The following is a 16,035-nucleotide window of genomic DNA, read 5'->3' as shown; positions in this document are numbered from 1 at the left end:
TCGCGCGCCATGAGGAGTCCGCCATGTCCCACCTGTGGTTATGGACGATCTGGGCCCTGCTGCTGGCGCTGGTGGTGCTGGCCACCCTGCGCATGGATTGGCTGAGGGTCTGGTGGATGGATCAGCTGCGCCACCTGCCCGGCGACGCTGCCGACGAGGACATCGATCCCGGACAGCCCGCCCGCGGCCACCTCGAACCCGGCGGCCGTCAGCCGGCACCGCATGTGCCTCGGCCGGTCGGCATCCCGAGACACACCGTGCACGACGTGCATGGCCATGCCGCCGCCATGTCGCACCATCGCCCCGTCTTCCATCGCAGCGGCAGCCGCAACTGACCGCCTTGCCGGTCGAGTTGCGGCAAGATGCCGGGTTTGCACTTCCGCAGCCCGCGCGGCATCCGCCATGGCCAATCGACTTTCCCAGATCGCGACCCGCACCGGCGACGACGGCACCACCGGCCTCGGCGACGGCACCCGCGTCCCCAAGGACCACCTGCGCATCCAGGCGATGGGCGATGTGGACGAACTGAATTCCCAGATCGGCGTGCTGCTGGCCGAGCCGCTGCCCGACGATGTGCGCGAACTGCTGGTCACCATCCAGCATGAGCTGTTCAACCTCGGCGGCGAGCTCTGCATGCCGGGCTACAGCCTGCTCAAGGAAGCGGCGGTGCTCCACCTCGACCAGGCGCTGGCCGACCACAACGCCGCCCTGCCCCGCCTGGCGGAATTCATCCTGCCGGCTGGCACGCGCAGCGCCGCGATCGCGCATGTCTGCCGCACCATCGCCCGCCGCGCCGAACGGGCGGTGGTCACGCTGGCCGCGAACGAGGCCGTCAACGCCACGCCGCGGCACTACCTGAACCGGTTGTCGGATCTGCTGTTCGTGCTGGCGCGCGTTCTCAATCGCGCCAACCTCGATGGCAAGGGAGGCGATGACGTCTATTGGAAGAGCGAGCGGCTGGCGCGCTATGAGGCGCAGGAGGCTCAAGAGGCGCAGGAAGACCGCGGACAGGGGTGAGGCTGCTGGCCCTCACCCCCGCCCTCTCCCGCAAGCGGGAGAGGGAGTAATACCGACGGCGCTTCTTGCACCCTCATGCACCCTCATGCACCCTCATGCACCCTCTTGCACCCTCTTGCACCCTCTTGCACCCTCTCCCGCTTGCGGGAGAGGGAGGGGTGAGGGCAAGGGCTCAGGCAAGGGCAGCCGCAGCGGCGGTGAGGCGCTTCGCGTAGGCCTCGCGCAACGAGGGCGGGGCCAGCACCTCGACCTGGCCGGCATGGCGCAGCAGGTCCATCAGCAGTTCCGTCGCGTCCACGAAGGGCAGTTCCAACTGCCAGCGTCCATCGGACAACCATTCGCTGCGCTGGGACGGATGCCATTCCTCGCTCGACACCCACGCGGCGATCTGCGCGCTGAACACCACCGTCGCCCATTGCGGATCGCCACCCGCGAAGATCCCGTAGCCCTGGTCCAGTTCCCCTTCGAGCTCTTTCAACGGCAGGCTGCGCGCGGCCTGCCCTTCGAGGACTTCCGCATCCTCCATCGCGTCGAGCGCGAACCGTCTCAGCCCATCGCTGGCGTGGCACCACGCGTCCAGGTACCAGGTATTGCGGTAATGCACCAGGCGCTGCGGTGACACCACGCGCTCGCTGACCGAGCCGCCCCCCGCTCCCCGCTTGCGATAACGCATCCGCAGCCGCTGGCGCTTCACGACCGCGCTGCCCACGGTCTCGAAATGCTCCGACGGCACCCGGCGCCGCGCCGTCGAGATCAGCTTGATCCGCCGCGTCATTTCCTGCGCCTCGGCGGCATCGCCACCCAGCATGCCGGTGAGCTTGTCCAGCATCGGCTGCAGGTGCCGGCTCAGCAGGCCGTTCTCGTCGAGGCCGGCCATCATCTGATGCATGGTGAGCAGCGCGTGCAGCTCCTTCTCGCTGAACCAGACGCCCGGCAGTTCATGCCGCTGACCCCGCCATTGCTGCCCGAAGCGATAGCCGTTCTCCGTGGCGTCGTATTCGATCGGCGCGTCCATCCGCTCGCGCAGGTACTGCAAGTCGCGCTTGAGCGTCGCCGGCGAGACCTCCAGCAGCTCGCGCATCTCCGCGAAGCTCACGCAGCCGCGGCTGCGGATCAGCATCTCGATCTTGTAGAAGCGCTCGGTGCGATCCATGCGGTGGCCTCCTGACAGATTTAGGTGGGTCAGCCACGACTTTCTGCTGACCGATTTCTTGGTGGCTCATTCTATGAGCTACCCAACTTGAATACTGGATCCCAAGCCTGAAGCAGTAGCCGCAGGCCACCCGGTATCCCAGTCTTCAAGGAGCAGCCCATGGTCGCCACGATCCACCGCAATGCCGACGACATCACCATCCAGCAACTGGCCCTGCCGATGACGGCCGCCGACACGCTGGAGGACCGGAAGGACGAAGCCGGCGCGTCGAGCCATGAGCGCGTCGGCTTCGAACTGGGCTGGGACTATGCCCATCACGGCTTGACGCCACCGGTCGAGCAGCTGTTCCGCCAGTCGCCGCTGCAGCAGGGATGGCAACTGGGACGCTCGACCTTCGGCGCCCGCACGCTGAAGTCTCATCGGCACACGCAGCTGTGGCTGTCGCTGCGCCTGCATGCCTGGCAGCGCGGCCGCAGCTTCGAAACCCTGCTGGTCACACCCAACTACCTGCAGCAGCTGGACACCAGCCACTGCCCGGTCAGCCGCCTGCCCTTCAGCGACGAAGCGGATCACCCGCAGCGCCGCTCGATCGACCGGGTCCGTGACGACGCCGGTTATGCGGCTGGCAACCTGGCGCTGATGAGCCACGCCGCCAACGTCGCGAAACTGGACCGCGGCTGGCAGCAATGCTGGGCCATGGGCCAGAGCCTGCGCCAAGGCCCGATGACGATGGCCGGCGGCCTGAACGCCGAGGCCTGGGAACGGATGGCGATCCTCGCGAGCTTCGTCACGCCAATGGCGCACGAGCTGGCCGCGCAACTGCCGATGCTGGTGCTGCCGCCGAATCGGCTGCGCCTCTTCAACCCCGTCCAGGCGCTGCAAGCGCTGGTGACGCGCCAATTGGCGACGCCCGGCTGGAGCCAGAGGCTGACGCGCCTGGAGGCGCTGATGGCCACGCAGCAGCGCGCGGATTTCTCGAAGTTCGTGCTGGCGCTGGTGCCGCGCGTGCTGCGCTGCCAGTCGCTCACCGATCCGATGGAGATCCGCTGGGCCCTGGAAGACGCGTGGCGCGATCCGCTGCTGCAGAAGCGCTGGACGCACTTCGCGCAACAACTGACCCCTGAGCAAGCCGAACAACTGGTGCAGCGTGCCGCGAAGAAGCAGCTGAGCAACATTCGCGTGCAGAGCCACGCCGCGCCGACCGACGGCTGGGCGCTCGAGCGTCAGGGATTCCGCGCGGCGGCGTGAGAGGCGGCCCGAGGGCGGCGGGCCTCAGCCGGGCAGTCCGACGTGCAGCTTCTCCAGGCCGCCGTTCTGGTCCTGCAGCGCGACGTGATAACCGCGCTCGATGAACCAGTGGGCCCAGTTGCGGGCGAGGGTCTTTTCCGGCAGCCAGGGGCCGGTGCGGTCGAGGTGGACGCGATTGCCGCGGCGTTCATAGAACACCACGCGCCACATGTTGGCAGGGATGCGGTCTTGGAAGCTGGCCATATGCGACCGCGGAATCTAGCAAAGCAGCCGGTCGCGTTGGGAGGGGGGCAACACCTGGAACCATGCGGACATCGGCTGGACCGTGCAGAGTTGCCGCGCGGCCTGGCTTCGACTGTTCGCAGACCATTCCGCGAGCACCGCATCGTCGCTGAGCAGCAGTGACGCTTCGCCTTGCAGCGCCAGTTCGACGAGGGCCTGGGCGTCCTCCGGCATACCAGCCAGACGCGCTTGCCGCTGCGGCTTCACGACCTGCGCATACGGCAGGAAATCGGCCAGCAGTTCCTGCTGCTGCGCCGCGGACAGGCGCAGCTTGGGATAGGCCAGCGCGCGCATCAGTGTCGATGCGAGCCCGGGACTGACCAGCGGGCGCAGCACGCCCTGCTGCCAGGCGCGACGCAGACCCAGCGATTCGCCGCCGGACCTCAGCAAGGCGTGCAGGATCAGGGCGGGATCGATGACGACGAGCACCGGCGCCGCCGGCTTCGATCGACGGCTCATGCGGACTTGCGGGTCTTCTTGCCAGCGGCCTGTTTCGCGGCCGGGGACTTCGCAGTTCTCGCCGGCTTTTTCGTCGCCACTTTTGCCGCCGCTTTCGCAGCGGGCCTGGCGGCCTTGGTCGCGAAGGCGATCGCCTGAGCGACCACCTCGTCACCGAGCTCGAGTTCCGCCAGCTTGGCCCGCACCGCATCGCCGCGCTGGATGCGCACCGGCGTCAACAGCACCTGGCCGGCCTGCAGCTGGACCTCGAAGTACTGCACCGGACCGAGCTTCTCGGTGACGCTTTTCGGCAGGGTGAGCTGGTTCTTGGACGTCAGCTTCGCCAGCACGGCTCAGACCAGCGAGCGCTGCAGGCGCAGCTGTTCCAGCGGCTTGCCCTCGACGTCCACCGCCTTGACGCTGTCCGACTCGGCGCGGAAGCCGGCGATCTCGAAGAAGCGCATCGCGCGCTCGTTGTTCTTGTAGGTCCAGAGCGTGACGCGGGTGCAGCCCTCTTCCTGGAGACCTTCCTGCGCCGCCTCGACCAGCGCCTGGCCGACGCCCTTGTCCCAGTGGGACGGCGCCGCGTACATGGCCCAGATCTCGCCCGTCGTCGACGGCGTGCCCTTGTCGCGCGAACGGTCGAAGCCGACGAAGCCCATGACCTCGTTGTCCAGGTGCGCGACCAGCACCTGCGGCTCGCACATGTTGATGGCCTCGCGCCAGTAGGCCTGGCGCTGGGCGACGGACAACCCGTTGAGGGCGGTGTCGGGCCAGAACGCCTTGTACGCGTCCTGAGCGGAACTCACCTGGATCTGGGCGATGGCCTTGGCATCACGCAGCGTGGCCGGGCGAATCTGAATACTCGACATACCTTGAGAACAAACGCAATTCAGGAAAGGGCGGGATTGTCCCAGCCAATGCGGCGAAACGGGCACCTTGACAGCAAATGTTTTGCTGACCTTTGATCGCCGCACACGGCATCGCCAGGAGGACGCGCCCGAACGTCACCACATCCGAACTTCAGACCAGCGACGCCTGCAGATGCCGACGGAAATCGCGCGCGAAACCGGTGGCCGCCTTGTGCCATTGCGGCCGCGCGACCGCCTGCAAGCGCAGCAGCAGTTCGTGCTCGACGGACAACTCGCCGAGGAACTCGGCAAGTTCGGTGCCGATGTCGCGCTGCATGCGCTGCACCAGCTGGGCGGTGGTCATCGCATCGGCGAGCGCGCGGTGCGCGCGGCCGTTATCGGGCAAGCTGTGGAATTTGGCCAGCGTGCCGAGCTTGCAGTTCGGCGACTCCGGATAAAGCCGCCGAGCCAGCTTCACGGTACACGCGAATTCCGGCGCGATGCGGGGCGCGGCTTCCGCGCGGTCCAGTTCGTGCAGCCAGAAGCCGCGATCGAAACCCGCGTTGTGCGCGACGAAGCCACAACCGGCGGTGAACTCGGCGACTTCGCGCATGACGCGGGCCGCGTCAGGGGCATCCTCGAGCATCTCGTTGCTGATGCCGGTGAGGCGCTCGATCATCGGCGGGATCCAGGCGCCGGTGTTCATCAGGCTCTGGTACTGGCCGACGATCTCGCCGTCGCGCAGCAGCACCACGCCGATCTCGGTGGCGCGTCCCCCACCCTGCGGCGAATGGCCGGTGGTCTCGAAGTCGATGACGGCGATCGTGCGTTTCATGCGGTCGGTGCGGGGTACTTCTTCGCGTTCATCGCGATCTTGCGGTCGACCGCCGCCTGCACGTCGATGCCGGCGCGGTCCGCGATCTGCAGCAGGTACATCAGCACATCGGCCACTTCCTCGCCGAGGTGGCGATGCTCGTCGGGCGACAGCTGCTGCGATTCCTCGGCCGTCTTCCACTGGAAGATCTCGACGAGCTCAGCCGACTCCACCACCAGCGCCATGGCCAGGTTCTTCGGCGTGAGGTAGGGGTCCCAGTCGCGGGCCGCGGCGAATTCGCGCAGCCGTCGTTGCAGGTCGGCAATGTCCATGGGTCGGCAGTGTGCAAGTCCGGCGTCGCCCGCTCAAGCGGCCTGTGCGCAGGAAGCGCCCCACAGCAACGCCGGGACGAAATTTCCTGCCTCTCTTTTCAACATCAAGGTTTTATATATCTCTCTGGTCGTCTTAGTAGAGGGCCGGAATTTCTGTGGACAAGTCGAGATTTCTCTTTTGAACCAACGACTTGTCTGCATCCAAACCCTGTGCGTGGAGGGCCGGTTTGGCGTTGCATGAACCAACAACAAGACCGGGCGGACCCCCTCCGGCTGTGGAGAAGCCCCCGGTTGCCAGAAAGTTTTCCACAGCATTGTTGGCTTTACAGCCCGCTCCCGGATGCGCTAGCGAGCGCCGAACTGGGGACAACTGCCGCCCGTTCCTGGCATCGCGTCAATCGATCCCGACCACCTTGTGCATCTGGATCGACAGCTTCCACTGCGGATGCGCCATGCAATACGCGACGGCGTCGCGGGTGTTCTGCTTCTGCAGGATCGAGTCCATCGGCTGCAGGAAGAAGTGGTCGAAGTCCAGGTCGGCGAAGCGCTCGGGCAAGGCCAGAGGCTGTGGATAAACCAGCTTCAGCTCGTTGCCCCGGGTCAGCACGAGGTCGGCGTCCGCTTTGGGACTGACGCAGATCCAGTCCAGTCCCTCGGGCGCGGGCTGGGTGCCGTTGGTCTCGACGGCGATTTCGAATCCGAAGGCCTTCAGCGCGGTGATGAGCGGCGCGTCGAGCTGCAGCAGCGGTTCGCCGCCGGTGCAGACGACGTAAGGCGTGCCGGTCTTGCGACCGTCGGCGTCCTTGGGCCACTGGGCGTCGATCGCCTCCGCGAGCGCATCGGCGGAAGCGAACTTCCCGCCACCCTGCCCATCGGTGCCGACGAAGTCGGTGTCGCAGAAGCTGCAGACGGCTTTCTCCCGGTCCTGCTCGCGGCCGGACCACAGGTTGCAGCCGGCGAAGCGGCAGAACACGGCCGCGCGGCCGGCCTGGGCGCCCTCGCCTTGCAGCGTGTAGAACATTTCCTTGACGGCGTAGGTCATACCGGGATCAGCTCCTCGAACGGACCGTGGCTGACGATGACGCCGCTGCCGCGGGTCTCGTAGAGGTCGACGCGCTCCAGCGGCGGCAACTGGGCCTTGGCCTGGCGCAGCACCCACGCGGCCAGGCTGGCGGTATCGGCGTCTGGCAATCCGGCCAGCTCATGCAGCGGATGGTGGTCCATGGCCTTGAAGATGGGATCGAACAGCAGCTTCACGTCGCTGAAGTCCATCGCCCAGCCGAAGACCTGGTCCAGCGCGGCGCTCAGGTGCAGTCGCAGCGTGAAGGTGTGGCCGTGGATGCCGGCCAGCGGATGGTCCGCCGGCGCCCGGTTGAGCTGCACCGCGCTGTCGAGGGTGAATTCCTTCCAGATCCGGTAGCGCTCGCCGTCGAAGTTGGCGCCGCTGGAGCCGGTCTCGTACACCGTCACCCAGCTCAGTTCCGGCAACTGCGGCTTGAGCCGCGCCCAGAGCCAGGACGAGATCAGCTCGCTGGTCGGGTTGGACAGGCCCTCGATCTCGTTGAGGCACCGGTAGTTCAGCTGCGCATGGAACGGCGCCCAGAGCTCGTCGAGGTGGTCGTAGTCGATGCTCAGGTCGCGCTCGCCGAGGTCCTGGTTGGCGTGCAGGATCAGCTCGAAGCCATGACCATGCATGCGGCCGCACTTGTGGCCAATCGGGACATTGGGCAGTTGGTGGGCGGCCTGGAAGCGATAGCGGCGCCAGACATGGGCATGGCCGTTGGCGTCGAGGTCCACGCCCGAGTTCGAGGTGCTCTGGATGCCGACTTGGGTGATGCCGGGGACCTGGAATTCGGATTCGAGGCGCTGGCGGATCCAGCGGGCGATGTTCTCGTCGGTCGGCTGCGGGATGTGCGTGTTCAGCAGCCCATGGTCCAGCGGGGCGATGCAGCGTTCGAGGCAGTCGCGCAGTGCGCTGACTTCGGCGCCGGGAAACGGGGCCCAGCCGGCGGGAAGCTCGGCGCGGATGGTGGCCAGGTAGCTGTGGCCGTGCAGGCCGCGCGAGCGGTGGCCGGGGGGCAGCGCGTCGATCTGGCAGGCGGACTCGAAGCCGGCCGAAGCGGTGAAAAGGGAAGCAGGAAAAGCAGACATCCCGACAGTGTGACACGCCCGGTTTTCTTATCTTCTTGTGTTGAATATCTCTTTGGTCGTATTGGTAGGTGTTGGCGGGTTTCTGTGGACAACCACCGTTTCTCCTGGTCCGACAAGGACTTGCGACCAGCGCAACGGTGTGGGCCGGACCCGGGGCAACGGCGGGATGGCGAGACAACAACTTCCGGAGCGGCTACGCCGCTGTGGACAAGCGCCGAGTTGTTCAAGCGCCATCCCCAGGCTTGTGCACAGGCCCGTCCTCAAGACCGGATCGTCCGTCAGGACGAAAAAAAGCCCCGCGACAGCGGGGCGCTGGCGACGATGCCGGGTTCAACGGCTCAAGGCTTGTCCGGCCAGATCGACCGCAGCAGCTGCGCCAGGCGCGCGCCGCCCTTGATGACGTTCTCTCGGGTCTGTTCCAGGCTGCGGGCTTCATAACCGGCCGGCGGTGTGCCCATCCAGCGGGGGCCGCGCAAGCTCTGCTGACGGGCGCCGAAACTCATGCCCTCGAAAGCCTCCCTCGCGCCGAGCAGCGATTCACTCGCCCACAGCACCGGCCAGTCGTCCGGATTCCCGGTGGTCGGCGGCACGGCCTTGGCGAGCGCCGGCATCGCGGCCAGTTGCTCGGCGCTCAGGCGCCCCGGCAGGCCGTCCCAGTAGCTGTGCAGGTTGCCGCCCGGCGTGCCGTCCGGACGCGGCATCGTGATCGCATTGCCGCCGACCGTGTGCGTCAGCGCATCCGCGCCCTGCCGGTCCGGGTCATAGGGCTTGCCGTCGGCGTCCAGGTAGAGCGAGCCCATGTGCAGCGGCTGATGCATGTCGCCCAGCGCGTGAACCACCAGCGCCAGCGCCTCGCGCTCGTTGAAGTCCATCGGCGGCGTCTGCCGGCCGGTCCTGAGCACGAGGATCGCGGCCTTCAGCGCCGGCACGATGTCGTGGTAGCTGGTCCCGATCGCGCCCGGCACATAACGGCCTCGCTGGATCGCGACGTTGGCGTAGTGGTACTGCTTGTTGCAGGACTCCTCGCCCGGCTTGGGTCCGCATTGTTCGAAATTGCGCTTCACGTAGTCACGCATCCGGGCCTCTTCCTCGGCGTTGTTCTCGAAGACCGCGCACTCGGGAAAGCGGCCGGTCACGGCGTACTTGAAGTCGTTGCCCGTGTCGATGCCCTTCACGCAGTCGTCCCAGACGGCGATGTCGCGCAGCGAGACCGGTCCGAGGATGCGCTGGACCTCGGCTTCGGCGCGATGGCCCTTGATCAGCTGGGCGGCGATGTCGCCGACCGCGTTGTGACCGACGGCGCCGAAGCCGAAGGCGGGGCCGCAGCAGGCGGCGAGCAGCGACAGCGCGGCGATGCCGCGTGCGAAGGAAGTGGTCATGACAGGAACCCGTGTCGGACGATGCGCCGGCGGTGCGCCGGCAAGGGATCGCGGATTGTGCATGGCGCCTCGTGACAGGCAGCGGCGGGGATCCCCGGGGGGCCGGCTTATGCGCCGGCCGCATGTCCATGGGCAAAGCGCTTCGTTCGGCAAATGAAGGGCGCTGCCTAAGCTGATCGTCACCTTCTCAGGAGCCCCTCGCATGACCATCACCGCCATCAATGTCCGCAACCAGTTCCGCGGCACCATCAAGGAGATCGTCGAAGGACCGGTCGTGTCCGAGGTCGACGTGCAGACCGCCGGTGGACTGATCGTCACCTCGGTGATCACGACGCGCTCGGTCAAGGAACTCCAGCTGACGGTCGGCAAGGAAGTCGTCGCGCTGGTGAAGTCCACCGAGGTGTCGATCGCGACCCTCTGACGCGCCGACCCCGCAGGAGACCGCCATGGCGCTCTACCCTCACCGCTCCGCGCAGCACAACGGCAGCGCCGAGCCGCGGCTGCTGATCATCCCCGGCCTGCACGACAGCGGGCCGGCGCACTGGCAGAGCTGGCTCGAGCAGCAGTACCGCGATGCCCACCGGGTGCGGCAGCGGGACTTCAGCCAGCCCGACCTGGAGCGCTGGTCGGACCGCATCCACGCGCGGATCGACAGCGCCGGCCCCGGCGAATGGATCGCCGTGGCGCACAGCTTCGGCTGCCTGGCGCTGGCGCATCACCTGCAGCGCCATCCCGATTCGCCGGTGCGCGAGGCGCTGCTGGTCGCCCCCGCCGAGCCCGACAAGTTCGGCCTGGCGGAGAGCCTGCCGCACCAGCGGCTGGGCCGGCCGACGGCGCTGATCGCGAGCCAGAACGACCCCTGGATGAGCGCTTCCAGCGCGCTGCGCTGGGCGACGCGCTGGGGCAGCAGCTACAGCAACATCGGTCTGGTGGGCCACATCAACAGCGAATCGGGCTTCGGCCCCTTCCCGCTGGCCAAGCGCTGGGTCGAGGCCGCCCGGGCCCGCGCCGCACGCGAGCGCCGACCGGCGCGGGCCAGCATCCTGGAGTGGTCGTTCTCGGTCTGATCGGGAGGCCAGCTTCAAACGAGGCTTGAAATAGGTTCAACGGTTGACCCGTTCATTGAAAGTCGGCCCGGCGGAACACTGCGTCCCGTCTCCACCGATCGTCTGAACGAGGACTCCATGAACCGCCATCCTTCGAAGCCATCCGCCCGCTCCCATTCGATCCATCGCGCCGCGCTCGCGCTGGCCGGCGCGCTGACTTTTGCGCTCGCTGCCGTCCCCGCCCTGTCTGCCCACGCGGCGACCCCCGGCGAGCTCGAAGTCGTCGCCGAACTCCCGATCCGTCCCGGCAACGTGGCGCCCGGGCCCGCCGGCCGGCTGTTCGCCACCGTGCATCCGCTGGGCGCGCCCGCCGCGGCGCAGTTGATCGAGATCACCGGCCGGGACAGCTTCAAGCCCTGGCCGTCCACCGAGCTCCAGCGTGGCACGTCGACCGCCAGCGACGATCGCATCGACACGCCGCTGGGCATCATCGGCGACGGCCTCGGCCGCATCTGGATCGTCGACATGGGCCTGAACCTCGGAAAGACCCGGCTCTGGGCCTTCGAGGCCGAATCGGGCCGACAGGTCCAGCGCATCGAGCTGCCGCCGGAGATCGCGCCCAAAGGCAGCTTCGTGCAGGACCTGGTCGTCGACGACCGCGCGGGCTGGGTCTATCTGGCCGACATCGCCAACCCGGGCCTGATCGCCGTCGAGATCACGACCGGTCGAGCCCGTCGTTTCGGCGGTCACGCCGCGCTGCAGGCCGAGCCGCAGGCGCGGATGATCATCGGCGGACGGCCGATTCAGTTCCAGGGCAAGCCGGCGAATGTCGCGGTCAATCCGATCACGCTCTCGGCCGATCGCGAGACGCTGTTCTTCGGCGCGATGAACGGTCGCAGCTGGTACTCGGTGCCGGCGCGGCTGCTGCGCACCGGCGTCCCGGACGCCGAGACCGCCGCCGCGATCCGCCGCGTCGGCCCGAAACCGGTCTCCGACGGTGCCGCGACCGACGCGAGCGGACGCCACTTCTTCACCAACGTCAACGAGGGCGGCATCGACCGCCTCGGTACCGACGGCAAGCTCGTCCCGCTGGTGCGCGACGCACGGCTGGACTGGCCCGACAGCGTCCATGTGGGCGACTCGTCCTGGCTCTACATCTCGGTGAACCAGCTGTACAAGACGCCGGCCTTCACCGGCGGGCGGGACGAAGGCAAGCCGCCCTACCGGATCATGCGGGTGTGGTCGGGCGACGCGACGCGCTGATCCGCGCGCCAAGACCCCGCACCGACACCCCGCGCTGAGGTCCCGAGGAATCCCTGTCAGGGGCGAGGAGTCTCGCGCCGGACACGATCCAGGGCTATGGTCCGTCTCCCATTCGTGCACGAATCCAGGAGACACCCATGCCCTTCACCCTCCGCCTGCACCGCGTCCTGAAGGCGCCGCCGGAACGCGTCTATCGCGCGTTCACCGACCCGGCGGCGATGTGCAAATGGCTGCCGCCGCATGGCTTTACCGGCACCATGCACCACATGGAGCCGAAGGTCGGCGGCAGCTGGCGCATGTCCTTCACCAACCTCTCGGCCGGAGCGACCCACACCTTTGGCGGGAACTACCTGGAGCTGCAGCCCGGCAAGCGGCTCCGCTACACCAGCAAGTTCGACGACACCAATCTGCCGGGGGAAATGACCACCACGGTGGAGCTGTCGCAGGTCTTCTGCGGGACCGAGATGCAGATCACCCAGGAAGGCATTCCGGACGTGATCCCGTCGCAGGCCTGCCATCTGGGATGGCAGGAGTCGCTGGCACTGCTCACCCAGTTGGTCGAGCCGGACATTCCGAACGGTTGATTCCGAACGGCTGATCGGTGGCTCGATCGGGCGGCGCCGATAGGGGCCGCCCTGTTTTGCCCGTCTTGCCTGTTTTTTCTAACCCTCTGATTTTTGGAGCGTCTGCGCAGCCCGGCGTCAGGTTGCGGCTGTCAGGGCTTGTCAGGCTCTCCTCGTTTTTTTGCGCCGTCGCCCAGGGGCCTCTCCTGCGTTTCGCCAAGCGCGGGCTCTCCACAGGGCATGGGGGATCCCTCCTGGACCCCCAAGCCCTGTTCCGGCCCCAGCCACGCTCGTGGTCCGCGGTCGTGGTCGAGAGGATGACTCGGGGCGTCACGGATCGAGCGAATCCAGGATCACGGGGACACCGGATTCTTCGAATCCAGGGAGTAAGGAAACAAGGAAGCCGACGCCTTGTGAGGGTCGGCCCCATTCCCTAGCATCGCGCCCATGCGTCTTTTCCGACTCGCCATCGCGCCAGCATTCGCAGCGATCACCCTCGCGACTTTCACGAGCGCGTCGCTCGCTGCGCCACCCTCGGATCGCGCCGCCACCGATGAAGTCCAGGTCCGGTTGATCAGCGACAGCACCCAGGTCGCGCCCGGCCAGACCCTGCTGCTGGCGCTCGAGCAGAAGATCGCACCCCACTGGCACACCTACTGGAAAAACCCCGGCGACTCCGGCCAGCCCACCAGCATCGAATGGAAGCTGCCCCAGGGCGCCACCGCCAGCGACATCCTCTGGCCCGCCCCCAAGCGCTTCGACGTCGGGCCCATCACCAACTACGGCTACGAAGACCGGGTGGTCCTCCTGACCGAGATCCGCTTGCCGCAAGGCCTGCCCCCCGGCTCCACCGCGACGATCGGCGCCGACGCCACCTGGCTGGTCTGCCGCGAGGAATGCATTCCGCAACAGGCGACGCTGTCGCTCTCCCTGCCGGTGGGGACCGGCCCCAAGCCCTCGCCCGAGAAAGGCTCGCTCGTCGCTGCACGTGCCGCGCTTCCTGGCCCGGCGCCCTTTGCCGCCGCCGCGCGGCTCGAAGGCCGGGACCTGATCGTGAGCTGGCCGGCCGCGGGTGCGGGCGGCGCCTCAGCCAGAGAGGTCCGTCAGGCGCTGTTCCTGCCGGAGGCCTGGGGACGCATCCAGCATGCGGCGAAGCCCCAACTGGATCGCGACGGCCAGCAGTGGCGGCTGCGCATGCCGGTCGGCGACGAGCCGGCCTCAGCCGGCAAGCCGCTGGACGGCTTGCTGCTGATCGACGGCCAGGCCTGGGCGGTCAGCCTGCCTGTCTCTGGCAGCCTGGACGCGGGCGGCGGGACCGCGCCGGCCAATACGGCCAGTACCGCGAAGTCGCCCGCCGCGACAACGACGACGACCCCAGGCGCCGCCACTGGTGCGACTGGTGCCGTTGAGGCCGATGGTCTCGGCCTGTGGGCCGCGATGGGTCTGGCGCTGATCGGCGGCCTGATCCTCAACCTGATGCCGTGCGTGTTTCCGGTGCTGGCCATCAAGGCGTTGGGCTTTCTGCACGGCAGTGCTTCGACGCATCGCCGCCAGGGGCTGGCGTATACCGCCGGCGTGCTGGTCGCGTTCGCCGCGCTCGGCGCGATGCTGCTGGCACTACGCGGCGCCGGCACGGGCGTGGGCTGGGGCTTCCAGTTCCAGTCACCGCTGTTCGTGCTGCTGCTCGCGTGGCTGATGTTCGTGCTCGGCCTGTCGCTGGCGGGGCTGCTGTCGATCGGCGCTGGTTTCGCCGGCGTCGGACAAGGCCTCGCGGAGAAGCCGGGTTTCACCGGCAGCTTCTTCACCGGCGTGCTGGCAACCGTCGTCGCGACGCCGTGCACCGCGCCCTTCATGGGCGCGGCCATGGCCTATGCGCTGGCGCAGCCGGCCGTGGAGCTGATGGCGGTGTTCCTCGCGCTCGGCCTGGGGCTCGCGCTGCCCTACCTCGCGCTGGCCTGGTGGCCGGCGCTGCAGCGCCGCATGCCTCGGCCTGGGCCGTGGATGGACCTGCTCAAGCAGGCGCTCGCCTTCCCGATGTTTGCCGCCGCGATCTGGTTGGTGTGGGTGATCGCGCAGCAGGCCGGACCGATGGGCGTGCTGGTGGCGCTGGCCGGCATGGGTCTGCTGGCGCTGGCCGCGTGGATCCGCACGGTGAGCCGTCACGCGACGCCGCGCTGGCAGTGGACGGGCGCGGGCGCCGCCTTGGCTGCCGTCGTCGCCGCGGCGGCGCTGGTGCCGACGCTCGGCACGGTGGCCGGCGAGGACGTCGCACGCGCCGGCGGCTCGGGCAGCACGAGCGGTCCGTCGGCGAGCGCCGATCACGAGCCGTATTCGCCGGAACGCCTGGCCCAGTTGCGCGCGCAGGGCAAGCCGGTGTTCGTGAACCTGACCGCGTCGTGGTGCATCACCTGCCTGGTCAACGAGCGCGTGGCCCTGTCCACCGACGAGGTGCGCGAGGCCTTCGTGCGTGAAGGCGTGACCTACCTGAAGGGCGACTGGACGCGCCAGGATCCACGCATCACCGAGCTGCTGAAGCAGCACGATCGCAGCGGCGTGCCGCTCTACCTGTTCTATCCGGCCGGCACGGGCAGCGACGCCCAGGTGCTGCCGCAACTGCTCACGCCGGGCATCGTCACCACCGCGCTGCGCGGCGGTGCCGCCTGAGCGCGCTTCCCCGAACGATCCCCCGGACCGTCCCCATCGCCCCCGGTTTCGATTTCATCCCTGGAGACTGCAACATGACCCGCTCGATGACCTCCAAGACCTCCTTCCTGCGTGGCCTGCTGTCGCGCCGCACCGTGCTGGCCGGCGCCGTGACGACGGTGCTGCTGGCCACCGGCGGCCTGGCCCGCGCCCAGGCCCAGCTGGACCAGCCCGCGCCCGCGTTCACCGCGACGACGGCCGAAGGCAAGACCGTCTCGCTCGACAGCTACAAGGGCAAGACCGTCGTGCTGGAGTGGACCAACCACGATTGCCCCTTCGTGAAGAAGCACTACGGCAGCGGCAACATTCCGGCGCTGCAGAAGGAGGCGACGGCGCAAGGCGTCGTGTGGCTGCAGGTGATCTCGTCGGCGCCGGGCCAGCAGGGCCATGTGGACGGGCCGACCGCGCTCAAGCTGAACAAGGACCGCGGCGCCGCGCCGACGCAGGTGCTGCTGGACCCGAGCGGCCAGATCGGCAAGAGCTACGGCGCGCAGACCTCGCCCCACCTGTTCATCGTCAACCCGCAGGGCGTGCTGGTCTACAAGGGCGGCATCGACAGCATCGCCACCGCCAAGGTCGACGACATCCCCAAGGCGGATCCCTACGTGAAGACCGCGCTGGGCGAGCTGGCCGCCGGCAAGAAGATCACGCACGCCAGCACCAAGCCCTACGGCTGCTCGATCAAGTACGGCAGCTGACGCCGCGCCGCGCGCCGATCTGTCGCTTTCTTCCGCTTCCGGCCGCATTCGTCGCGGTACTGGCGTCGCCGCGACGCGGTGCCGGGCTGGTCTCCCG

19 protein-coding genes are annotated in these 16,035 nt (G+C 68.1%); 9 read left to right on the top strand and 10 right to left on the bottom strand.

What is annotated here, in order from left to right; all coding sequences use genetic code 11:
• The first annotated feature begins 23 nt into the window (after positions 1–23).
• Both ACTJKJ_RS09830 and ACTJKJ_RS09825 read left to right on the top strand, forming a co-directional pair.
• The gene (locus ACTJKJ_RS09830; protein ID WP_091729652.1) at positions 24–335 is read left to right on the top strand and encodes a hypothetical protein; all 312 of its coding nucleotides are present in this window, start codon (positions 24–26) and stop codon (positions 333–335) included.
• A 67-nt stretch (positions 336–402) separates the two neighbouring features.
• Entirely contained in the window at positions 403–1,017 is a 615-nt protein-coding gene (locus tag ACTJKJ_RS09825) for a cob(I)yrinic acid a,c-diamide adenosyltransferase (protein ID WP_440820309.1), read from the top strand.
• 172 nt (positions 1,018–1,189) lie between these two features.
• Here ACTJKJ_RS09825 and ACTJKJ_RS09820 read toward each other — a convergent pair whose 3' ends face one another.
• Positions 1,190–2,170, bottom strand: a complete 981-nt coding sequence (locus tag ACTJKJ_RS09820) for a helix-turn-helix transcriptional regulator (protein ID WP_440820308.1) — start codon at positions 2,168–2,170, stop codon at positions 1,190–1,192.
• A gap of 159 nt (positions 2,171–2,329) precedes the next feature.
• Between ACTJKJ_RS09820 and ACTJKJ_RS09815 the strand changes: the two genes are divergently transcribed.
• Positions 2,330–3,418, top strand: coding sequence for a hypothetical protein (locus ACTJKJ_RS09815; RefSeq protein WP_440820307.1), 1,089 nt, complete (start codon positions 2,330–2,332; stop codon positions 3,416–3,418).
• 24 nt (positions 3,419–3,442) lie between these two features.
• Here the strand turns inward: ACTJKJ_RS09815 and ACTJKJ_RS09810 are convergent, their stop codons facing one another.
• From ACTJKJ_RS09810 to ACTJKJ_RS09770, 9 genes are all read right to left on the bottom strand, one after another.
• A complete protein-coding gene (locus tag ACTJKJ_RS09810) occupies positions 3,443–3,661 on the bottom strand; it encodes a hypothetical protein (protein ID WP_091729668.1) in 219 nt (72 codons plus the stop codon).
• Positions 3,662–3,676: 15 nt separating this feature from the next.
• Positions 3,677–4,159: a PIN domain-containing protein gene (locus tag ACTJKJ_RS09805; RefSeq protein ID WP_440820306.1), complete on the bottom strand. Its 483-nt coding sequence runs from the start codon at positions 4,157–4,159 to the stop codon at positions 3,677–3,679.
• Complete coding sequence (locus ACTJKJ_RS09800) at positions 4,156–4,488, bottom strand: AbrB/MazE/SpoVT family DNA-binding domain-containing protein (RefSeq protein WP_440820305.1); 333 nt, start codon at positions 4,486–4,488, stop codon at positions 4,156–4,158. The genes ACTJKJ_RS09805 and ACTJKJ_RS09800 overlap by 4 nt, the downstream gene beginning before the upstream one ends.
• A gap of 3 nt (positions 4,489–4,491) precedes the next feature.
• Positions 4,492–5,010: a GNAT family N-acetyltransferase gene (locus ACTJKJ_RS09795; RefSeq protein WP_147239891.1), complete on the bottom strand. Its 519-nt coding sequence runs from the start codon at positions 5,008–5,010 to the stop codon at positions 4,492–4,494.
• Between the two features lie 151 nt (positions 5,011–5,161).
• Positions 5,162–5,824 carry a 3'-5' exonuclease gene (locus ACTJKJ_RS09790; protein WP_091729682.1) on the bottom strand — a complete coding sequence of 221 codons (663 nt, stop codon included), beginning with the start codon at positions 5,822–5,824 and terminating at the stop codon, positions 5,162–5,164.
• Entirely contained in the window at positions 5,821–6,135 is a 315-nt protein-coding gene (locus ACTJKJ_RS09785; RefSeq protein ID WP_440820304.1) for a nucleotide pyrophosphohydrolase, read from the bottom strand. Before ACTJKJ_RS09785 ends, ACTJKJ_RS09790 begins: the two co-directional genes overlap by 4 nt.
• A gap of 394 nt (positions 6,136–6,529) precedes the next feature.
• Complete coding sequence (queE, locus tag ACTJKJ_RS09780) at positions 6,530–7,177, bottom strand: 7-carboxy-7-deazaguanine synthase (RefSeq protein WP_440820303.1); 648 nt, start codon at positions 7,175–7,177, stop codon at positions 6,530–6,532.
• Positions 7,174–8,286 carry a 6-carboxytetrahydropterin synthase gene (locus tag ACTJKJ_RS09775; RefSeq protein ID WP_440820302.1) on the bottom strand — a complete coding sequence of 371 codons (1,113 nt, stop codon included), beginning with the start codon at positions 8,284–8,286 and terminating at the stop codon, positions 7,174–7,176. Before ACTJKJ_RS09775 ends, queE begins: the two co-directional genes overlap by 4 nt.
• A 338-nt stretch (positions 8,287–8,624) precedes the next feature.
• Positions 8,625–9,665 carry a S1/P1 nuclease gene (locus ACTJKJ_RS09770; protein WP_440820301.1) on the bottom strand — a complete coding sequence of 347 codons (1,041 nt, stop codon included), beginning with the start codon at positions 9,663–9,665 and terminating at the stop codon, positions 8,625–8,627.
• 202 nt (positions 9,666–9,867) lie between these two features.
• On the opposite strand from ACTJKJ_RS09770, the gene ACTJKJ_RS09765 reads away from it, so the two are divergent.
• The 6 genes from ACTJKJ_RS09765 (at position 9,868) to ACTJKJ_RS09740 (ending at position 15,938) form a co-directional block, all read left to right on the top strand.
• The gene (locus tag ACTJKJ_RS09765; RefSeq protein WP_091729700.1) at positions 9,868–10,086 is read left to right on the top strand and encodes a TOBE domain-containing protein; all 219 of its coding nucleotides are present in this window, start codon (positions 9,868–9,870) and stop codon (positions 10,084–10,086) included.
• Between the two features lie 25 nt (positions 10,087–10,111).
• Positions 10,112–10,732, top strand: a complete 621-nt coding sequence (locus tag ACTJKJ_RS09760; protein ID WP_091729704.1) for an RBBP9/YdeN family alpha/beta hydrolase — start codon at positions 10,112–10,114, stop codon at positions 10,730–10,732.
• Positions 10,733–10,849: 117 nt separating this feature from the next.
• Positions 10,850–11,974 carry an L-dopachrome tautomerase-related protein gene (locus ACTJKJ_RS09755; protein ID WP_440820300.1) on the top strand — a complete coding sequence of 375 codons (1,125 nt, stop codon included), beginning with the start codon at positions 10,850–10,852 and terminating at the stop codon, positions 11,972–11,974.
• A 137-nt stretch (positions 11,975–12,111) separates the two neighbouring features.
• Positions 12,112–12,558 carry an SRPBCC family protein gene (locus ACTJKJ_RS09750; protein WP_297380661.1) on the top strand — a complete coding sequence of 149 codons (447 nt, stop codon included), beginning with the start codon at positions 12,112–12,114 and terminating at the stop codon, positions 12,556–12,558.
• A 426-nt stretch (positions 12,559–12,984) separates the two neighbouring features.
• A complete protein-coding gene (locus tag ACTJKJ_RS09745) occupies positions 12,985–15,201 on the top strand; it encodes a protein-disulfide reductase DsbD family protein (RefSeq protein ID WP_440820299.1) in 2,217 nt (738 codons plus the stop codon).
• A gap of 74 nt (positions 15,202–15,275) precedes the next feature.
• Positions 15,276–15,938 carry a redoxin domain-containing protein gene (locus ACTJKJ_RS09740; RefSeq protein WP_440820298.1) on the top strand — a complete coding sequence of 221 codons (663 nt, stop codon included), beginning with the start codon at positions 15,276–15,278 and terminating at the stop codon, positions 15,936–15,938.
• The last annotated feature ends 97 nt before the right edge of the window (positions 15,939–16,035 follow it).

The sequence above is a fragment of the Roseateles sp. 22389 genome, assembly GCF_052044995.1.
Classification (GTDB): Bacteria; Pseudomonadota; Gammaproteobacteria; order Burkholderiales; family Burkholderiaceae_C; genus Roseateles.
The sequence above is the reverse complement of the archived record's forward strand: the minus strand, read 5'-3'. Positions and strand labels throughout refer to the sequence as shown.

Excerpts from the sequence above, each read along its gene's own strand:
- ACTJKJ_RS09740 (WP_440820298.1), top strand. The coding sequence starts at position 15,276 with ATGACCCGCTCGATGACCTCCAAGACCTCCTTCCTGCGTGGCCTGCTG.
- ACTJKJ_RS09805 (WP_440820306.1), bottom strand. The coding sequence starts at position 4,159 with ATGAGCCGTCGATCGAAGCCGGCGGCGCCGGTGCTCGTCGTCATCGAT.
- ACTJKJ_RS09785 (WP_440820304.1), bottom strand. The coding sequence starts at position 6,135 with ATGGACATTGCCGACCTGCAACGACGGCTGCGCGAATTCGCCGCGGCC.
- ACTJKJ_RS09815 (WP_440820307.1), top strand. The coding sequence starts at position 2,330 with ATGGTCGCCACGATCCACCGCAATGCCGACGACATCACCATCCAGCAA.
- ACTJKJ_RS09760 (WP_091729704.1), top strand. The coding sequence starts at position 10,112 with ATGGCGCTCTACCCTCACCGCTCCGCGCAGCACAACGGCAGCGCCGAG.
- ACTJKJ_RS09755 (WP_440820300.1), top strand. The coding sequence starts at position 10,850 with ATGAACCGCCATCCTTCGAAGCCATCCGCCCGCTCCCATTCGATCCAT.
- queE (WP_440820303.1), bottom strand. The coding sequence starts at position 7,177 with ATGACCTACGCCGTCAAGGAAATGTTCTACACGCTGCAAGGCGAGGGC.
- ACTJKJ_RS09790 (WP_091729682.1), bottom strand. The coding sequence starts at position 5,824 with ATGAAACGCACGATCGCCGTCATCGACTTCGAGACCACCGGCCATTCG.
- ACTJKJ_RS09775 (WP_440820302.1), bottom strand. The coding sequence starts at position 8,286 with ATGTCTGCTTTTCCTGCTTCCCTTTTCACCGCTTCGGCCGGCTTCGAG.
- ACTJKJ_RS09830 (WP_091729652.1), top strand. The coding sequence starts at position 24 with ATGTCCCACCTGTGGTTATGGACGATCTGGGCCCTGCTGCTGGCGCTG.
- ACTJKJ_RS09820 (WP_440820308.1), bottom strand. The coding sequence starts at position 2,170 with ATGGATCGCACCGAGCGCTTCTACAAGATCGAGATGCTGATCCGCAGC.
- ACTJKJ_RS09795 (WP_147239891.1), bottom strand. The coding sequence starts at position 5,010 with ATGTCGAGTATTCAGATTCGCCCGGCCACGCTGCGTGATGCCAAGGCC.
- ACTJKJ_RS09825 (WP_440820309.1), top strand. The coding sequence starts at position 403 with ATGGCCAATCGACTTTCCCAGATCGCGACCCGCACCGGCGACGACGGC.
- ACTJKJ_RS09750 (WP_297380661.1), top strand. The coding sequence starts at position 12,112 with ATGCCCTTCACCCTCCGCCTGCACCGCGTCCTGAAGGCGCCGCCGGAA.
- ACTJKJ_RS09745 (WP_440820299.1), top strand. The coding sequence starts at position 12,985 with ATGCGTCTTTTCCGACTCGCCATCGCGCCAGCATTCGCAGCGATCACC.
- ACTJKJ_RS09810 (WP_091729668.1), bottom strand. The coding sequence starts at position 3,661 with ATGGCCAGCTTCCAAGACCGCATCCCTGCCAACATGTGGCGCGTGGTG.
- ACTJKJ_RS09770 (WP_440820301.1), bottom strand. The coding sequence starts at position 9,665 with ATGACCACTTCCTTCGCACGCGGCATCGCCGCGCTGTCGCTGCTCGCC.
- ACTJKJ_RS09765 (WP_091729700.1), top strand. The coding sequence starts at position 9,868 with ATGACCATCACCGCCATCAATGTCCGCAACCAGTTCCGCGGCACCATC.